This is a genomic window from Prauserella cavernicola, assembly GCF_016595675.1.
GTDB classification, from domain to species: domain Bacteria; phylum Actinomycetota; class Actinomycetes; order Mycobacteriales; family Pseudonocardiaceae; genus Prauserella_A; species Prauserella_A cavernicola.
Genome location: NZ_JAENJH010000002.1, coordinates 178,068 through 195,721, shown reverse-complemented (window position 1 = coordinate 195,721; position 17,654 = coordinate 178,068). Strand labels below are relative to the sequence as shown.

14 protein-coding genes are annotated in these 17,654 nt (G+C 69.6%); all 14 read left to right on the top strand.

Annotated elements, in window-relative coordinates; all coding sequences use genetic code 11:
• The first annotated feature begins 5 nt into the window (after positions 1-5).
• Positions 6-797 carry an NADH-quinone oxidoreductase subunit C gene (locus JHE00_RS07440; protein WP_200316172.1) on the top strand — a complete coding sequence of 264 codons (792 nt, stop codon included), beginning with the start codon at positions 6-8 and terminating at the stop codon, positions 795-797.
• Complete coding sequence (locus tag JHE00_RS07435) at positions 794-2,164, top strand: NADH-quinone oxidoreductase subunit D (protein WP_200316170.1); 1,371 nt, start codon at positions 794-796, stop codon at positions 2,162-2,164. Before JHE00_RS07440 ends, JHE00_RS07435 begins: the two co-directional genes overlap by 4 nt.
• Complete coding sequence (nuoE, locus tag JHE00_RS07430) at positions 2,161-3,021, top strand: NADH-quinone oxidoreductase subunit NuoE (protein WP_200316169.1); 861 nt, start codon at positions 2,161-2,163, stop codon at positions 3,019-3,021. Before JHE00_RS07435 ends, nuoE begins: the two co-directional genes overlap by 4 nt.
• Complete coding sequence (nuoF, locus tag JHE00_RS07425) at positions 3,018-4,301, top strand: NADH-quinone oxidoreductase subunit NuoF (RefSeq protein WP_200316168.1); 1,284 nt, start codon at positions 3,018-3,020, stop codon at positions 4,299-4,301. The genes nuoE and nuoF overlap by 4 nt, the downstream gene beginning before the upstream one ends.
• Entirely contained in the window at positions 4,298-6,799 is a 2,502-nt protein-coding gene (locus JHE00_RS07420; protein WP_200316167.1) for an NADH-quinone oxidoreductase subunit G, read from the top strand. The genes nuoF and JHE00_RS07420 overlap by 4 nt, the downstream gene beginning before the upstream one ends.
• Before the next feature lie 29 nt (positions 6,800-6,828).
• Entirely contained in the window at positions 6,829-8,127 is a 1,299-nt protein-coding gene (gene nuoH, locus JHE00_RS07415; protein ID WP_200318237.1) for an NADH-quinone oxidoreductase subunit NuoH, read from the top strand.
• On the top strand, positions 8,114-8,680 hold the full coding sequence (nuoI, locus tag JHE00_RS07410; RefSeq protein ID WP_200316166.1) for an NADH-quinone oxidoreductase subunit NuoI: 567 nt from the start codon (positions 8,114-8,116) through the stop codon (positions 8,678-8,680). The genes nuoH and nuoI overlap by 14 nt, the downstream gene beginning before the upstream one ends.
• Positions 8,677-9,540: an NADH-quinone oxidoreductase subunit J gene (locus JHE00_RS07405; protein ID WP_200316165.1), complete on the top strand. Its 864-nt coding sequence runs from the start codon at positions 8,677-8,679 to the stop codon at positions 9,538-9,540. Before nuoI ends, JHE00_RS07405 begins: the two co-directional genes overlap by 4 nt.
• The gene (nuoK, locus tag JHE00_RS07400; protein ID WP_110334689.1) at positions 9,537-9,836 is read left to right on the top strand and encodes an NADH-quinone oxidoreductase subunit NuoK; all 300 of its coding nucleotides are present in this window, start codon (positions 9,537-9,539) and stop codon (positions 9,834-9,836) included. The genes JHE00_RS07405 and nuoK overlap by 4 nt, the downstream gene beginning before the upstream one ends.
• A gap of 10 nt (positions 9,837-9,846) precedes the next feature.
• Positions 9,847-11,745, top strand: coding sequence for an NADH-quinone oxidoreductase subunit L (nuoL, locus tag JHE00_RS07395; protein ID WP_200316163.1), 1,899 nt, complete (start codon positions 9,847-9,849; stop codon positions 11,743-11,745).
• The gene (locus JHE00_RS07390; protein WP_200316161.1) at positions 11,742-13,331 is read left to right on the top strand and encodes an NADH-quinone oxidoreductase subunit M; all 1,590 of its coding nucleotides are present in this window, start codon (positions 11,742-11,744) and stop codon (positions 13,329-13,331) included. The genes nuoL and JHE00_RS07390 overlap by 4 nt, the downstream gene beginning before the upstream one ends.
• 8 nt (positions 13,332-13,339) lie before the next feature.
• Positions 13,340-14,908: an NADH-quinone oxidoreductase subunit NuoN gene (nuoN, locus tag JHE00_RS07385; protein ID WP_200316159.1), complete on the top strand. Its 1,569-nt coding sequence runs from the start codon at positions 13,340-13,342 to the stop codon at positions 14,906-14,908.
• A 252-nt stretch (positions 14,909-15,160) separates the two neighbouring features.
• Entirely contained in the window at positions 15,161-16,180 is a 1,020-nt protein-coding gene (locus JHE00_RS07380; protein WP_200316157.1) for a polyprenyl synthetase family protein, read from the top strand.
• Positions 16,181-16,195: 15 nt separating this feature from the next.
• Positions 16,196-17,650: a LapA family protein gene (locus JHE00_RS07375; protein WP_200316155.1), complete on the top strand. Its 1,455-nt coding sequence runs from the start codon at positions 16,196-16,198 to the stop codon at positions 17,648-17,650.
• The last annotated feature ends 4 nt before the right edge of the window (positions 17,651-17,654 follow it).

Sequence of the window (17,654 nt, the reverse complement as noted above, 5' to 3'; positions counted from 1 at the left end):
CTGCCATGTCCGAGAATGACGAGAGGCACGCCGAGAACCCGGAACCCGGCGCGGGACAGTCGAGCGCCGAGCGGGCAGAGGGCGGTCTCGAACCGACGAGCGCCGAGCCTGCCCGTCCCGCCGAGCCCGTGGTCGCGGGCAGGCAACGCAAGGGAATGTTCGGTGTCTCGGGAACCGGGGACACCTCCGGTTACGGCGGGCTCCGCCTGCCCGCGTACTCCGTGCCGCCCGCCGAGCGGCCCTACGGCGGCTGGTTCGACGAGTTCGCCGACGAGTTCTACGCGGCGCTGGCCGACAACGGCATCCCCGCCGAGTCCGTGCAGCAGGTGACCGTCGACCGCGGCGAGATCACGTTCTACGTCGACCGCGACCACCTCGTCGCCATCTGCCGCACGCTGCGCGACGACGCGGGGCTGCGGTTCGAGTTGTGCAGCTCGGTGTCCGGCGTGGACTACGGCGTCGACGTGCCCCAGCGGCTGCACTCGGTGTACCACCTGACGTCGATGACGTACCGGCGCCGGATCCGCCTCGAGGTGACGCTCGACTGCGACAACCCTGACGACCCGCCCCATGTTCCCTCCATTGTGGAGGTCTATCCGACCGCCGACTGGCAGGAGCGCGAGGCCTACGACATGTTCGGCATCGTCTACGACGGCCACCCCGCGCTCACGCGCATCCTGATGCCGGACGACTGGGACGGGTTCCCCCAGCGCAAGGACTACCCGCTCGGCGGGATCCCGGTGGAGTACAAGGGCGCGGAGATCCCGCCGCCGGACACTCGGAGGTCGTACTCATGACATCGAGCGATCGGCTCGCCGACGCGACGACCGGCACCGACACCACGGCCGAGGGCTCGGACACCCGGTACGCCGAACACCGCGAGACCACCGAGGGCCGTGTCTACACGGTCAGCGGCGGGGACTGGGACGACGTCCTCTCCGACGCCTCGCACGACGAGCGCATGGTCATCAACATGGGCCCGCAGCACCCGTCGACGCACGGCGTGCTCCGGCTCGTGCTGGAGATGGAGGGCGAGACCGTCACCCAGCTCCGCTCGGTCATCGGCTACCTGCACACCGGGATCGAGAAGAACTGCGAGTACCGGACGTGGACCCAGGGCGTCACGTTCGTGACGCGCATGGACTACCTCGCGCCGCTGTCGAACGAGATGGGCTACTGCCTCGCCGTCGAGAAGCTGCTCGACATCGAGGTGCCCAAGCGGGCGCAGCTGCTGCGCATCCTGCTGCTCGAGCTCAACCGCATCGGCTCGCACCTCGTCTACATCGCCACCGGCGGCATGGAACTCGGTGCCACCACGGCGATGACGCTCGGCTTCCGCGAGCGGGAGGAAGTGCTGCACCTGCTGGAGCACCTCACCGGTCTGCGCATGAACCACGCGTTCATCCGTCCCGGCGGGCTCGCGCAGGACATGCCCGAGGACTTCCACGAGGCCGTCACCAGCTTCTGCAAGGTGATGGACGAGCGCCTTCCGCTCTACGACAAGCTCTTCACCGGTCAGCCGATCTGGCGCAACCGGCTCAAGGGCGTCGGCTACCTGCCCGTCGACGCGTGCCTCGCGCTCGGCGTCACCGGCCCGGTGCTGCGTTCCGCGGGCCTGCCGTGGGACCTGCGCAAGGTGGAGCCGTACTCGAGCTACGAGGAGTTCGAGTTCGACATCCCCACCTCGACCGACGCCGACTGCTGGGCCCGGTACCTGATCCGGGTCGAGGAGATGCACCAGTCGCTGAAGATCGTCCGGCAGGTGCTCAAGCGCCTCGAGCCGGGCCCGGTGATGGTGGAGGACAAGAAGGTCGCGTGGCCGGCGCAGCTGTCGGTCTCCAGCGACGGCATGGGCAACTCGCTCGAGCACGTCCGCAAGATCATGGGTCAGTCGATGGAGTCGCTGATCCACCACTTCAAGCTCGTGACCGAGGGCTTCCACGTGCCGCCGGGCCAGGTGTACGCGCCGGTGGAGTCGCCGCGCGGCGAGCTCGGCTTCCACCTCGTCTCCGACGGGGGCACCCGGCCGCTGCGCGTCCACGTGCGCGAACCGAGCTTCGTGAATCTGCAGTCGATGCCCGCGATGTCGGAGGGCGGACTGGTCGCCGACGTGATCGCCGCGGTCGCCTCGATCGACCCGGTGATGGGGGGAGTGGACCGATGACCACGCCGTCGGAGACGCCGAGGCCGGGCGCGGAGCCCGCCAAGGAGACGTTCGCCGCCGCCGGTGCCGACGTCGACGTCGTCGGCATCTCGCCGGTGCGCGAGGAGGGCATGCTGGCCGACGAGCCGCTGGCCTCCCCGTTCGACGCGGCCACGGTGGCCGAGGCGCAGGCGCTGGCGGCCCGCTACCCGCAGTCGCGTTCTGCGCTGCTGCCGATGCTGCACCTGGTGCAGTCGGTGCAGGGCTACGTGAGCCAGGAGGGCATCGCCTTCTGCGGCGAGCAGCTCGGGCTCTCCGAGGCCGAGGTCAGCGCGGTCGCCACGTTCTACACGATGTACAAGCGCAAGCCGTGCGGCGAGCACCTCGTGAGCGTGTGCACCAACACGCTGTGCGCGGCACTCGGCGGCGACGCGATCTACAAGCGACTCGGAGAACACCTCGGCGAGGACGGGAAACCGCTCGGGCACGAGCAGACCGCGGGCACTCCCGGCGAGCAGGGCTCGATCACCATCGAGCACGCCGAGTGCCTCGCCGCGTGCGACCTCGGTCCCGTGCTGCAGGTCAACTACGAGTACTACGACAACCAGACGCCGGACTCGGCGGTGGAGCTCGTGGACGCGTTGCGGCGCGGGGAGAAGCCCGCCCCTACGCGCGGGGCGCCGCTCTCGGACTTCAAGGCCGTGGAGCGCCAGCTCGCCGGGTTCTTCCCCGAGGACGAGGAGGCGTACCGCATCGACGTCGACGGGCCGTCGCAGGCCGTGGAGACGTTGCGGGGCGCGCAACTGGCCGCGGACCGCGGCTGGACGGCACCAGCGATGGCGGACGACGCGCCGCTGCCGGAGGTGGAGGCGAAATGACGGCCGATCCGATTACCCCGGTACTCACCAAGAGGTGGCTCTCGCCGCAGTCGTGGCGGCTGTCCACCTACGAGGACCTCGAGGGCTACTCGGCGCTGCGCAAGGCGCTCAAGGGCTCCCCGGAACAGCTCGTGCAGCTGGTCAAGGACTCCGGCCTGCGCGGCCGGGGCGGTGCGGGCTTCCCGGCGGGCGTCAAGTGGTCGTTCATGCCGCCCAACGAGGACAAGCCGCACTACCTCGTGATCAACGCCGACGAGGGCGAGCCGGGAACCTGCAAGGACATCCCGCTGATGATGGCCGACCCGCACTCGCTCATCGAGGGTTGTGTCATCGCGGCGTACGCGATGCGCTCGCACCACTGCTTCATCTACGTGCGCGGCGAGGCGCTGCACCCGATCCGCAGGCTCAACGCGGCGGTCCGGGAGGCGCAGGCGGCGGGCTACCTCGGCGCCGACATCCTCGGCTCCGGCTTCGACCTGGAGCTCACCGTCCACGCGGGAGCCGGCGCCTACATCTGCGGTGAGGAGACGGCGCTGCTCGACTCGCTCGAGGGTCGCCGCGGCCAGCCGAGGCTCAAGCCGCCGTTCCCCGCCGCCGCGGGTCTCTACGCCGCGCCGACGACGGTGAACAACGTCGAGACGATCGCGAGCGTGCCCTACATCGTCAACGGCGGCGCCGACTGGTTCCGTCAGATGGGCCGCGAGAAGTCGCCGGGGCCGAAGATCTTCTCGATCTCCGGTCACGTCGAGCGGCCCGGCCAGTACGAGGCTCCGCTGGGCACCACGCTGCGGGAGCTGCTGGAGCTGTGCGGGGGCATGAAGGACGGCATCCCGCTGAAGTTCTGGACGCCGGGCGGGTCGTCGACGCCGCTGTTCACGGCTGAGCACCTGGACGTGCCGCTGGACTTCGAGGGCGCGGCCGAGGCCGGCTCGATGCTCGGCACCACCGCGGTGCAGATCTTCAACGAGACCGTGTCGGTGCCGTGGGCAGTGATGAAGTGGACGCAGTTCTACGAGCACGAGTCCTGCGGCAAGTGCACTCCGTGCCGCGAGGGCACGTACTGGCTCGCCCAGATCCTCGAGCGCATGGTCGACGGTCACGGCACCGAAGAGGACATCGACACCCTCCTCGACGTCTGCGACAACATCTTCGGCCGGTCGTTCTGCGCACTCGGTGACGGTGCGGTCAGCCCCATCACCAGCGGCATCAAGTACTTCCGGGACGAGTTCCTGGCGCTGTGTGAGAGCAACAAGCGTGAGCTGGTGGGAGCACAAGCATGACGATGGCTCCAGAAGAGCCCAAGGTCGAAGTACCCGAGGGTCACGTCAAACTGACCGTCGACGGTGAAGAGGTCATCGCGCCCAAGGGCGAGTTGCTGATCCGCACCGCCGAACGGCTCGGCACTGTCGTCCCGCGGTTCTGCGACCACCCACTGCTCGACCCGGCAGGCGCGTGCCGCCAGTGCCTGGTCGAGGTGGAGATGGGCGGCAGGCCGATGCCGAAGCCGCAGGCTTCGTGCACGATGACGGTCGCCGACGGCATGGTGGTCAAGACGCAGCGCACCTCGCCCGTCGCCGACAAGGCGCAGCAGGGCGTGATGGAGCTGCTGCTGATCAACCACCCGCTGGACTGCCCGATCTGCGACAAGGGCGGCGAGTGCCCGCTGCAGAACCAGGCGATGGCGCACGGCAGGCCGGAGTCGCGCTTCCGCGACAAGAAGCGCACGTTCCCGAAGCCGCTGCCGATCTCGACGCAGGTGCTGCTCGACCGCGAGCGGTGCGTGCTCTGCCAGCGCTGCACGCGGTTCTCCGCGCAGATCGCGGGCGACCCGTTCATCGAGCTGCTCGAGCGCGGCGCGCACCAGCAGATCGGTACCGCGGAGACCGCGGACGTGCTGGACATGGCGTCGCGGACCTCGAGCGGCAAGCCGTTCCAGAGCTACTTCTCCGGCAACACCATCCAGATCTGCCCGGTCGGCGCGCTCACCAGCGCGCAGTACCGGTTCCGGTCGCGGCCGTTCGACCTCGTGTCGTCGCCGAGCGTGTGCGAGCACTGCTCGTCGGGCTGCGCGGAGCGCACGGACTTCCGGCGCGGCAAGGTGATGCGCAAGCTCGCGGGCGAGGACCCCGAGGTCAACGAGGAGTGGGTCTGCGACAAGGGCCGGTTCGCGTTCCGCTACGCGACCGCCTCCGATCGCATCCGCACGCCGCTCGTGCGCAACGCCGAGACCGGTGAGCTCGAAGAGGCGTCGTGGACGCAGGCGCTGCGGGCGGCGGCCGAGGGACTGGCCAAGGCTCGCGACGGCAAGGGCGCGGCGGTGCTCTCCGGTGGCAGGTCGACGGTTGAGGACGCCTACTCCTACGCCAAGTTCGCCCGCGTCGCGTTGCGCACCAACGACATCGACTTCAGGGCCAGGGCGCACTCGGCCGAGGAGCTGGACTTCCTCGGCTCCCGTGTGGTGGGCACCGGCCCCGAGAACGGGGTCACCTTCCACGCGCTGGAGCACGCTCCGCTGGTGCTGTGCGTGGCCTTCGAGCCGGAGGAGGAGGCCCCCGCGGTCTTCCTGCGGCTGCGCAAGGGCGCTCGGAACCGCGGCACCCAGGTGGTCCACATCGGACAGTGGACGACGCCGGCCGTCGACAGGACGTTCGGCGAGCTGCTCGCCTGCGTGCCGGGCGCCGAGGCGAGCGCGGTCGAGGGCATCGCCCAGCACGCGCCCGACCTCGACGAGAGCCTCCGGGCCGAGGGCGCCGTGGTGCTCGTCGGCGAGCGGGCCGCCGAGGTCCCGGGTCTGTTCACCGCGCTGCACCGGCTGGCCGAGCGCACCGGCGCCCGGCTCGCGTGGATCCCGCGCAGGGCGGGCGAGCGCGGCGCGGTGGAGGTCGGCGCGCTGCCGACGCTGCTGCCCGGTGGTCGCGCGGTCACCGACGCCGCCGCTCGCACCGAGGTGGAGCAGGTGTGGGGACTCGCCGAGGGAGCGCTGCCCGCCGAACCGGGCCGCGACACCACGGGAATCCTCACCGCGCTCGTCGCAGGCGAACTCGACGGCCTGGTGGTCGGCGGCGTCGACCCCAACGACCTGCCCGACCCGGCGCTGGCGCGCGAGGCGCTCGCCGCGGCCGGTTTCGTGGTGAGCCTGGAGATGCGGCCCAGCGGCGTCACCGACCACGCCGACGTGGTGCTGCCCATCGCGCCGGTGGACGAGAAGGCGGGCAGCTTCCTCAACTGGGAGGGCCGCCACCGCGAGTTCCCCGTCTCGCTCGAGGGCACGGGCGCGCTGCCGGACTGCCGCGTGCTGGACACCCTCGGCGTGGAAATGGACGCCGACCTCTTCACCCAGACGCCAGCCGCTGCGGCGGGCGACTTCGCGCGACTTGCGGTGAAGGGCACCTTTACTGCATCTGATGCAGTAAAGGTGCCCTTCACCGCAGCGCCGGACGTGCCGCATCAGCAGGCGGCCACGCCGGGTGCGGGACAGGCCGTGCTGGCGACCTGGCGGCAGCTGATCGACGACGGCTCGCTGCTGATCGACGAGCCGCACCTGGCGGGAACGGCTCGCGCCGTGGTCGCCAGGATGTCGGCCGCCACCGCGGAGGGACTGGGCGGGCACGTCACCGTTTCGACCGACCGCGGGTCGATCTCACTGCCGATCGTGGTCGCCGACCTGCCTGACGGCGTGGTGTGGCTGCCGGGCAACTCGCCGGGCTCCAAGGTCCGCGCCACGCTCGGCGCCGGACACGGCTCCGTCGTCTCGATCGCGGCCGGAGGTGCCCGGTGACCCCGTTGCTCGCCCAGGTGCAGGAGCCCATGACCAGGGCCGAGCTGCTGGCGGACGACCCGCTGTGGCTCATCCTGATCAAGGCCGTCGTGCTCATGCTCGTGGGCCCGGTCCTGACCGTCGTGATGATCGTCGGCGAGCGCAAGATCGTCGGCCGGATGCAGAACCGCCCCGGCCCCAACCGGGTGGGCCCGTTTGGGTCGCTGCAGGCCATCGCGGACGCGATCAAGCTGCCGTTCAAGGAACAGGTCATCCCCGACACGGCCGACCGCAAGGTGTACTTCCTCGCGCCGATCATCGCCGTGGTGCCCGCACTGATCGGGCTCGCCGCGATCCCGTTCGGACCCGAGGTGACGATCTTCGGCGAGCGCACCGTGCTGCAGCTCGTCGAGCTCCCGGTCGGAGTGCTGCTGGTGCTCGCGGGCGCCTCGATCGGCGTCTACGGCATCGTGCTCGCCGGCTGGGCGTCCGGCTCGCCGTACCCGCTGCTCGGCGGCATGCGTTCGGCCGCGCAGGTGATCTCCTACGAGATCGCGATGGGCCTGGCGATCATCGGCGTCGTGCTCTACGCGCAGTCGATGGCCACCGGCGAGATCGTGGAGGCACAGGCGAGTGGCTGGTACTTCTACCTGCTGCTGCCGAGCTTCGTGATCTACCTGATCTCGATGGTCGGCGAGACCAACCGCGCGCCGTTCGACCTGCCCGAGGCCGAGTCCGAGCTCGTCGGCGGTTTCCACACCGAGTACAGCTCGATGAAGTTCGCGATGTTCTTCCTCGCCGAGTACACGAACATGGTGATCGTCTCGGCGTTCGCGACGACACTGTTCCTCGGCGGCTGGATGTTCCCGTTCGTCGGGCTCGACTCCCCGCTGAACCAGGGCTGGTTCCCGGTCCTGTGGTTCTTCGGCAAGATGTTCGTGCTGCTGTTCGGCTTCATCTGGCTGCGCGGCACGCTGCCGCGGTTCCGCTACGACCAGTTCATGAAGCTGGGCTGGAAGGTCCTCGTCCCGGCCGGTCTCGTGTGGCTGGTGCTCATCGCGCTGGTGCGGGCCATCCGCAACGACGGCAACGTCTCCACGGGCCAGATCCTCGTCATCGGCGGTATCGCGATCGTCGTGATCGTGCTGCTGACGTTGCTGCTGCCGGAGAAGAAGATCGAGGACGACGACTCGGTGCCGACCACGGGCAGCGACTACCCGGTGCCGCCGCTGGACCTGAAGGTGCCGGAGACGACCCCGCGCCGCAAGGCGCTCAAGGCAAAGGCGAAGTCCGGTAAACGGACCGAAGCGCTCGCCTCGACGAAGGAGGGTTCCGATGGGGATCTTTGATCCGGTCAAGGGCTTCGGCGTCACCTTCGGAATGATGTTCAAGAAGGTGATCACCGAGGAGTACCCGGAGATCGGTGCTCCCGCGGCCCCGCGCTACCACGGCAGGCACCAGCTCAACCGCCACCCGGACGGACTCGAGAAGTGCGTCGGCTGCGAGCTGTGCGCCTGGGCGTGCCCCGCCGACGCGATCTTCGTCGAGGGTGGCGACAACACCGAGGACGAGCGCTTCTCGCCGGGTGAGCGGTACGGCATGGACTACCAGATCAACTACCTGCGCTGCATCGGCTGCGGCCTGTGCGTGGAGGCGTGCCCGACCCGGTCCCTCACGATGATCAACTTCTACGAGCTCGCCGACGACGACCGGCAGAAGCTGATCTACACCAAGGAGGACCTGCTCGCGCCGCTGCTGCCCGGCATGGAGCAGCCGCCGCACCCGATGCGGCTCGGCGACGACGAGCAGGACTACTACGTGAACGGCCCCGAGCTGGCCCGCGGCCGCGGCGTCCCCTCGGGCGAGACCGTGGAGACGTCCGAAGAGAAGGCCGTGCAATGACCCCGACCGCGCTGTTCCTCGCCCAGGCTGGCGCCGACGCGACCGTCTCCACCGGCGAGGCGATCTCGTTCTGGGTGCTCGCACCCATCGCGGTCGCCGGTGCGCTGGGCATGATCTTCGCGCGCAACGCGGTGCACTCGGCACTGTGGCTCGTGCTCACGATGCTCTCGCTGGGGATGCTCTACCTGATCCAGCAGGCGCCGTTCCTCGGCTTCACACAGATCATCGTCTACACCGGCGCGATCATGATGCTGTTCCTGTTCGTGCTCATGATGGTGGGGCGGGAATCGTCGGACTCGGTCGTGGAAGTGCTGCGCGGGCAACGGCTCGCCGCCGCCATCCTGGGCATCGGCGTCGCCGGTGTCCTGGCGGGCGCACTGACCAGGGCGCTGGCAGACGTCACCCCGGCCCCGCCGCTCGACCCGTGGACGCCGGAGGGCGGTGCCGCCGGCGGGCTCGGCAGGCTCATCTTCAGCGACTACCTGTTCCCGTTCGAGCTGACGTCGGCGCTGCTGATCACCGCGGCCATGGGCGCCATGGTGCTCGCGTTCACCGACCGGCACGGCAAGACGGGCAAGCGTTCCCAGCGCGAGCTCGTGGAGGCGCGCTTCCGCGGTGAGTACGAGCGGCCGTCGCCCAAGCCGGGGCCGGGCGTGTTCGCCACGTCCAACTCGGTGGCGACGCCCGCGCTGCTGCCCGACGGCTCCGTGGCTCCCGAGTCGCTGTCCGAGCTGATCGAGTCGACCTCCGCGGCCAAGCTGAGCGGCGAGCGCAAGCAGGTGGCAGGCGACACGCCGCAGCCGGACGCGCACTCGCTCACGGGCTCCGAGGAGCAGTCGGAGGAGAGGGAGAACTCGTGACCCCGACGTACTACCTGCTGCTGTCGGCGCTGCTCTTCACGATCGGCGCCGTCGGCGTACTGGTGCGGCGCAACGCGATCGTCGTGTTCATGTGCATCGAGCTGATGCTCAACGCAGTGAACCTCACGCTGGTCACGTTCGCGCGCATCAACGGCGACATCAACGGACAGGTCATGGCGTTCTTCGTGATGGTCGTCGCGGCCGCAGAAGTCGTGGTGGGACTCGCGATCATCATGGCGATCTTCCGCACCCGCCGGTCGGCCTCGGTCGACGACACCAACCTCCTGAAGTACTAGGGGACCAACCTTGATCGCATCATCGTGGCTGCTGGTCGCGTTCCCGGCGCTCGGCGCGCTCATCCTGCTGGCCGGTGGCAAGCGGACTGACGCGTGGGGGCACCTGCTCGGGTGCGCGACGGTCATCGCGTCCTTCGTGTACGGCCTGGTGCTGTTCTTCTCCACGTCGTTCGACCAGGCCTCCGACACCACGCTCTACTCGTGGATCCCGGTCGGGGCACTCCAGGTCGACTTCGGACTGCGGATCGACGCGTTGTCCGTGATCTTCGTGCTGCTGATCACCGGTGTCGGCGCGCTGATCCACATCTACTCGATCGGCTACATGTCCGACGACGCGAACCGGCGCAGGTTCTTCGGGTACCTGAACCTGTTCGTCGCGTCGATGCTGATCCTGGTTCTCGGCAACAGCTTCGTGACGCTGTACCTCGGCTGGGAGGGTGTCGGCCTCGCGTCGTACCTGCTCATCGGCTGGTACCAGGACCGCCCGACCGCGGCCACCGCGGCGAAGAAGGCGTTCCTGATGAACCGCGTCGGTGACGTCGGGCTGGCGCTCGCGATCTTCCTGATGTTCAAGTACATCGGCAGCACCGGCTACGCCGAGGTGTTCGCCGGCATCGGCGACATCCCCCCGGCCGCCATCACGGCGATCGCGCTGCTGCTCCTGCTCGGCGCCTGCGGTAAGTCCGGCCAGTTCCCGCTGCAGGCCTGGTTGCCCGACGCGATGGAGGGCCCGACCCCGGTGTCGGCCCTGATCCACGCCGCGACGATGGTGACGGCGGGCGTCTACCTGATCGCCCGCGCGGCGCCGATCTACAACCTCACCGAGGACGGCAGGCTGGTCGTCACGATCGTCGGTGCGTTCACGCTACTGCTCGGGTCGATCATCGGCTGTGCCTACGACGACATCAAGAAGGTGCTCGCCTACTCCACGGTGAGTCAGATCGGGTACATGATGCTGGCCGTCGGGCTCGGCCCGTTCGGCTACGCACTCGGTATCGCGCACCTGCTCACGCACGGCTTCTTCAAGGCGGGGCTGTTCCTCGGGGCCGGGTCGGTCATGCACGCCATGAACGACGAGGTCGACATGCGCAAGTTCGGTGGCCTCCGCTCGAAGATGCCGATCACGTTCGCGACGTTCGGCCTCGGCTACCTGGCGATCATCGGTTTCCCGTTCCTGTCCGGCTTCTTCACCAAGGACGCCATCATCGAGGCGGCGTTCGGCCAGGAAGGCTGGCGCGGCTGGGTGTTCGGTGGCGCGGCCCTGCTGGCCGCGGGCATCACGGGCTTCTACATGACGCGCCTGGTGCTGCTCACGTTCTTCGGCAAGCAGCGCTGGCGCGAGATCAAGTCCTCCGACGGCAGGGACTTCCACCCGCACGAGTCGCCGACGGTGATGACCGCGCCGATGATCGTGCTCGCGGTGGGCTCGGTCGGCGCCGGTGCGTGGCTGATCCTCGGCGACCGGCTGGCCGACTTCCTCGCCCCGGCGGTGGGCCCGCTCGCCGAGAGCGAGCACGGCGTCCTGCCGCACGCCATCGTCCCCTGGCTGACCGTGCTGATCTCGGCGCTCGGTGTCGGACTCGCGTGGATGCTGTTCGGCCGCAAGGAAACCGCGGTCGAGCGGCCACAGAACGTGGCCTGGCCGGTCCGGGCCGCGCGTAAGGACCTGTACGGCAACGCGCTCAACGAGACGCTGGTGGCCACGCCGAGCCTGTGGGCGACGCGCTTCGCGGTGTTCCTCGACAACCGCGGCGTCGACGGCGCGGTTAACGGCCTCGCCGCCGCACTGGGCGGCGGGTCCGGCCGAATGCGCAGACTCCAGACCGGCTTCGTCCGCTCCTATGCGCTGTCGATGCTCGGCGGCACGGTTCTGATCGTCGCCGCTCTGCTGATGGTGAGGTTCTCATGACCTGGCTCCTGGCCCTGATCCTGCTGCCGCTGGTCGGCGCACTCGTCGTCGCCGGGCTGCGGTCCAACGACCGGCTGGCCACGATCACGGCACTCGCGGTGTCCCTTGTGGAGCTTGCGCTGGTGGTGCCGTTCTGGCTGGCCTACGACCCGGCGGGCGAGCGCATCCAGCAGGCGTCCTCGATGGACTGGATCCCGAACTTCGGCATCCACATCTCGTTCGGCACCGACGGCATCTCGCTGCTGATGATCGCCGTGATCGCGGTGCTGGTGCCGATCATCATCGGCACGCTCGGCACCACGGGGAAGCTGCCGGAAGGCCGCACCGCGGGCGGGTTCCTCTCACTGGTGCTGGTGCAGGAAGCACTGACGATCGGTGTGTTCGCCGCGACCGACGTGTTCCTGTTCTACGTGCTGTTCGAGATCATGCTGATCCCGATGTACTTCCTCATCGGTGGCTACGGCGGCCCGAACCGCCAGTACGCGGCGGTGAAGTTCTTCCTCTACTCGTTCCTCGGCGGCCTGATCATGCTGGCCTCGGCGATCGGGGCGTACTCGCTGGCCTCCGACGAGCTCGGTCAGGGCACGTTCGACTGGGCCACGCTCGTCGAGGTGGTGCGCGACGCACCGGCGAGCACACAGATCTGGCTGTTCCTCGGCTTCTTCCTCGCGTTCGCGATCAAGGCGCCGCTGATCCCGTTCCACACGTGGCTGCCCGACGCGGCGGGCCAGGCGCCGATCGGCGTCACGGTGCTGCTCGTCGGCGTGCTCGACAAGGTCGGCACGTTCGGCTTCCTCCGCTACTGCCTGCCGATGTTCCCGGAGGCCAGCAAGCAACTCGCGCCACTGGTGCTGATTCTCGCCGTCGCGGGTGTGATCTACGGGTCGGTGCTCGCGGCGGGGCAGCAGGACATGAAGCGCTTCGTCGCCTATGTCTCCATCGCCCACTTCGGATTCATCGCGCTCGGCATCTTCGCGTTCCAGCCGCAGGCGATGGTGGGCTCGGCGACGTACATGCTCAACCACAGCCTCGCCACGGGCATGCTGATCATCGTGGTGGGCATCATCGCCGCCCGAGGAGGTTCCACGCGGATCTCCGACTACGGCGGGATGTTCAAGCTCACCCCGATCCTCGGCGGCATGCTGCTGATCGCGGGCCTCTCGACACTGTCCCTGCCGGGCACCAACTCGTTCATCAGCGAGTTCCTGGTGCTGCTGGGCGCGTTCGACACCAGGCCGGTCTACGCGATCATCGCGACCGTCGGCATGGTGCTCGCCGCGGCCTACGTGCTGTGGCTGTACCAGCGGATCATGACCGGACCGCTGCGCGGCGACGCGCTCGTCGGCGTCACCGGGGACACCACGGCCGGCGCGCCGGTGCCCTCCGGAGGCGGCGGAGCGACGGCCACGGCGGTGGAGCCCGAGGTGGGAGCGAAGAAGGCCATCCGTGATCTGTCGGTGAAGGAGATCGCGGTCCTCGCGCCACTGGTGGTGCTGATCGTCGGACTCGGCTTCTACCCGAAGCCGGTGCTCGACAAGGTCACGCCGTCGGTGGAAGCGACCCTCACAGCGGTGCAGGAAAGGTAATCCCAGCCGTGAACGTTTTTCTCGCCCAGCAGGCGGACCGGATCGAGCTGCCCGCCATCGACTACGCGGCCATCCTGCCGATGCTGATCATCCTCGGCGCCGCGTGCATCGGCGTGCTGTTCGAGGCGTTCCTGCCCAAGCACCAGCGGTGGCCGGGGCAGGTCGTGCTGACCCTGCTCGCCATCGCCGCAGCGGGAGTCGCGCTCGGCGCCTACGTCGGTGGTTCGCCCGCGGAGGGCACCACCACGCTCAGCGGCACGCTGTCGATCGACCGGCCCGCACTGTTCCTCTGGGGCACGCTGCTCGCACTCGCGCTGGGTGCGGTGCTGCTGATCGCCGACCGGTCGATCGAACCGGGCGGCGCGTTCGTCGCCCAGGCGGGCATCGCGCCGGGCACCGTGCAGGACCGGGCGCAGGTCGGCTCCACCGGCATGCAGACCGAGGTGTTCCCGCTGGCGCTGTTCGCGCTCGGCGGCATGATGGCGTTCTGCTCGGCCAACGACCTGCTGACGATGTTCATCGCGCTCGAGGTGCTGAGCCTGCCGCTGTACCTGATGTGCGGGCTCGCGCGCAGGCGGCGGCTGCTCTCGCAGGAGGCCGCGGTCAAGTACTTCCTGCTCGGCGCGTTCGCCAGCGCGTTCTTCCTCTACGGTCTCGCGCTGCTCTACGGCTACGCAGGTTCGGTGAAGCTGGCCGACATCGCCAACGCCACCGCGGGCACCGACCGCTCCGACACCCTGCTCTTCGCGGGACTCGGCCTGCTGATGGTGGGTCTGCTGTTCAAGGGATCCGTCGGCCCGTTCCACACCTGGACGCCCGACGTCTACCAGGGCGCGCCGACACCGGTCACCGCGTTCATGGCCGCGTGCACCAAGGTCGCCGCGTTCGGCGGCATGCTCCGCGTGCTGACGGTGGCGTTCGAGTCGACCAGCTGGGAGTGGCGGGGCGTGCTGTGGGGCGTCGCGATCGTGTCGATGCTGATCGGCGCGGTGCTCGGCCTCACGCAGACCGACGTCAAGCGCATGATCGCGTACTCGTCGATCGCGCACGCGGGCTTCCTGCTCATCGGCACGATGGCGCTCACAGAGGACGGTCTGTCGGGCACGCTGTTCTACCTGCTCGCCTACGGCTTCACCACGCTCGCCGCGTTCGGCGTGATCTCGCTGGTGCGCGACTCGACGGGCGAGGCGACGCACCTGTCGGCATGGGCGGGACTCGCGAAACGCTCGCCGTTGCTGGCGGCCGTGTTCACGTTCCTGCTGCTCGCGCTCGCGGGAATCCCGCTGACGAGCGGCTTCGTGGGCAAGTTCGTGGTGTTCTCGGCGGCACTGTCCGACGGCATGGCGCCGCTCGTGGTGATCGCGCTCGTGTTCAGTGCCGTGGCCGCGTTCTTCTACCTGCGTGTCGTGGTGCTGATGTACTTCTCCGAGCCCGCGGCGGACGGCCCGACGGTGAGCGTGCCCGGCGCGTTCACCACAGCGGCGATCACGCTCGGCGTCGCGGTGACGCTGCTGCTCGGTGTGCTCCCCGCGTTCGCGCTCGACTGGGCGGGCGCGGGCGGCTTCGCGATCAGCTGAGTTCTGCTCGTACCTCGGCGAGCCGGTTGCCAACAGGCCCGGCTCGCCGAGCTGTGTGGTGAGCCTGGCCCGTGGAGCACGCCGCGTTCGCGAACCGGCCGTTTCGGCGCTTCGGGCAGATCGGTGCGCAAGCGTTTGCACCGATATGTCGTCAGCATCACGATTCCGCTGGTACGGAGGGTCATCGACCGTTGAACCGTTGCCATTAGGCTGGTGGCGATCGTTACCCAGTGCCGAGAGGGCGGAATCGACGTGTCAGTGCGTGATGGCGCCATCGAGGAGTTGCGCGCCGCGGTCGGGCTGCAGATCGCCGACGAGGGGCTGCTCCGCGAGCTCGCCGGCGGCCTGCACGACGTCGAGGACGTGCTGCGCCAGGTGGTCCGCAGTGACGTGCAGGCGGTGAACGAGGCCGCAAGTCACCTGGTCGAGGCGGGTGGCAAACGCTTCCGTCCGATGTTCACGCTGCTGGCCTCCCAGTTCGGCAAGGACGGCCGCGACGCCGTCGTCACCGCGGCCGCCGCGGTTGAGCTGGTGCACCTCGCCACGCTCTACCACGACGACGTGATGGACGAGGCCACGATGCGCCGCGGTGCGCCGAGCGTGAACGCCCGCTGGGACAACACCATCGCCATCCTCACCGGCGACTTCCTCTTCGCGCACGCGTCGCGACTCGTCGCCGACCTCGGCACCGACGCGGCCCGGATCATCGCCGAGACCTTCGGCGAGCTGGTGACCGGCCAGATGCGCGAGACCGTCGGCCCCGGCGAGGGTGAGGACCCCGTCGCCCACTATCTCTCGGTGATCGCGCAGAAGACCGGCTCGCTGATCGCGACCGCGGGCCGGTTCGGCGGGATGCTCTCCGACGCTTCCGACGAGCACATCGAGGCGCTCTGCCGGTTCGGCGAGATCATCGGCACCGCGTTCCAGATCTCCGACGACATCATCGACATCGACTCGCCGTCGCACGAGCTCGGCAAGTCGCAGGGCACCGACCTCCGCGAGGGCGTGCGCACCCTGCCGATGCTGTACGAGCTCGCCGAGGACCGGCCCGACCCGAGGCTGGCCGAGCTGCTCGGGGGCCCGCTCACCGACGACGCCCTGGTCGACGAGGCTCTGGTGTTGCTGCGCTCGTCGCGCGGTCTCGAACGGGCGAGGGTCACTCTTTCCGACTACGCTCAGCGCGCGAGGACGGAACTCACGGCGCTGCCGTCGTCTCCGGCGCGGGACGCCTGCGAGTCGGTGGCCGACTACCTCGTCGCACGCACCCACTGAGGGAGGACAGCGCGAGTGTCCATTTTCGGGCAGGTCTGGGTCTTCAGCGCCATCGCATTCGTGCTCGGCGCACTGTTGGCCTGGCTTTTCCTGGTCCGGCCCGCTCAGAAGCGCATCCGGGAGCTGGAGCGCAGACTCGTCGCCAGCGAGAGCGCGCCCGCACCGCCGCCCGCCATGCCCGCCGCGCCGGAGCCGGGTCCGCTGACCCGGACGTTCCAGCCCGCCGGTGAGGGCGATCGCGAGGAGCCGGTGGCTCCGATGCCGTCGACGCGCGGCTTCGAGCCGGCCAACACCGCTCCCGAGCAGGGACAGGCCGAGCTCACCCAGCACCTCAGCCCGGTGACGAGCTGGCCCGAGCGCGACAGCCTCCAGGGCCACCGCGCGCAGCGGCAGGACGAGGAGCCCGTCGAGGACGACTTCCACCTGGCCGACCAGCCGTGGGACCTCGAGCCGGAGCGCTCCGAGATGGCCTCGGTGCTGGATCCGTCGTCGGACGAGCGGGACGAGCCCGAGCAGGCCGGTGGTCTGCACCGCGACGCCGAGCCCGACGACTTCCCTCGGTCGGAGTCGTTCCGGGAGCAGCAGTCGCTCCAGGAGCGGGACTCGTACCGGGAGCCGGAGTCGGCCTCGGAGACCACGTCGTTCTACGAGCCCGAGTCGTTCCAGGAGTCCGAGTCGTTCCGGGAGGTCGGGTCCTTCCAGGAACCGGAGTCGTTCCAGAGCGCCGCGTCCTTCCGGGGCGCCGAGTCGCTCCAGGGGGTCGAGTCGTTCCGCGAGCCGGAGCCCGTCGACGAGCCCGAGCCGCAGGCCTTCACCGAGTCCGAGCGGCACCGTGCACCGGAGCCCGAGCCGCAGCCCTACAGCGAGCCCGCGTCACACCGCGCACCCGATCCCGATCCCGAGCCGGAACCGGAGCGGCCGCGGCGCGCGCCGAGCCTGTTCGAGCCGGTGCCGTTCGACGAGCTGGACGACGAGCCGCAGAGTGACGAGCCCGAGGACCACGCGCCGCCCGCCTACGCGTTCGGTGGCGCCGACGCCGCGCCCGACCAGGAGGACGCGGTGGAGCAGACCCAGATCCTGCCGAAGCGGCAGCCGAGGAGCTCGCCCCTGGGCGGATTCGACGCTCCGAAGCCGATCCAGCCGTCGATGCGTTCGGTCACCAGGCGCGAGCCCGAGTCCGACGGCGGAGCGCACAGTGGCTCGCTCTTCGAGCCCTCTGTCGCCCCCGGCGGGCCGCCGCCCGCGCGAGAGTCCGCTGCGGACGAGCTTCCCCCTGGCCCGTTCGGTCCGGGGTCGGCGATGCCGCGCCCCGGCGGCGGCAAGCCCTCGGACGACTTCGGCGTGAAGGCCAGCGTCACCGCCCTGCGCTACTGCACGGAGGACTCCCCGCAGTTCCCGCGCATGGTGGCCGAGGTGTGGTTCCGCACCCCGGCCGACGCCGAACGGGTCGGGTTCCGCCCCCTGAGCTGACCCC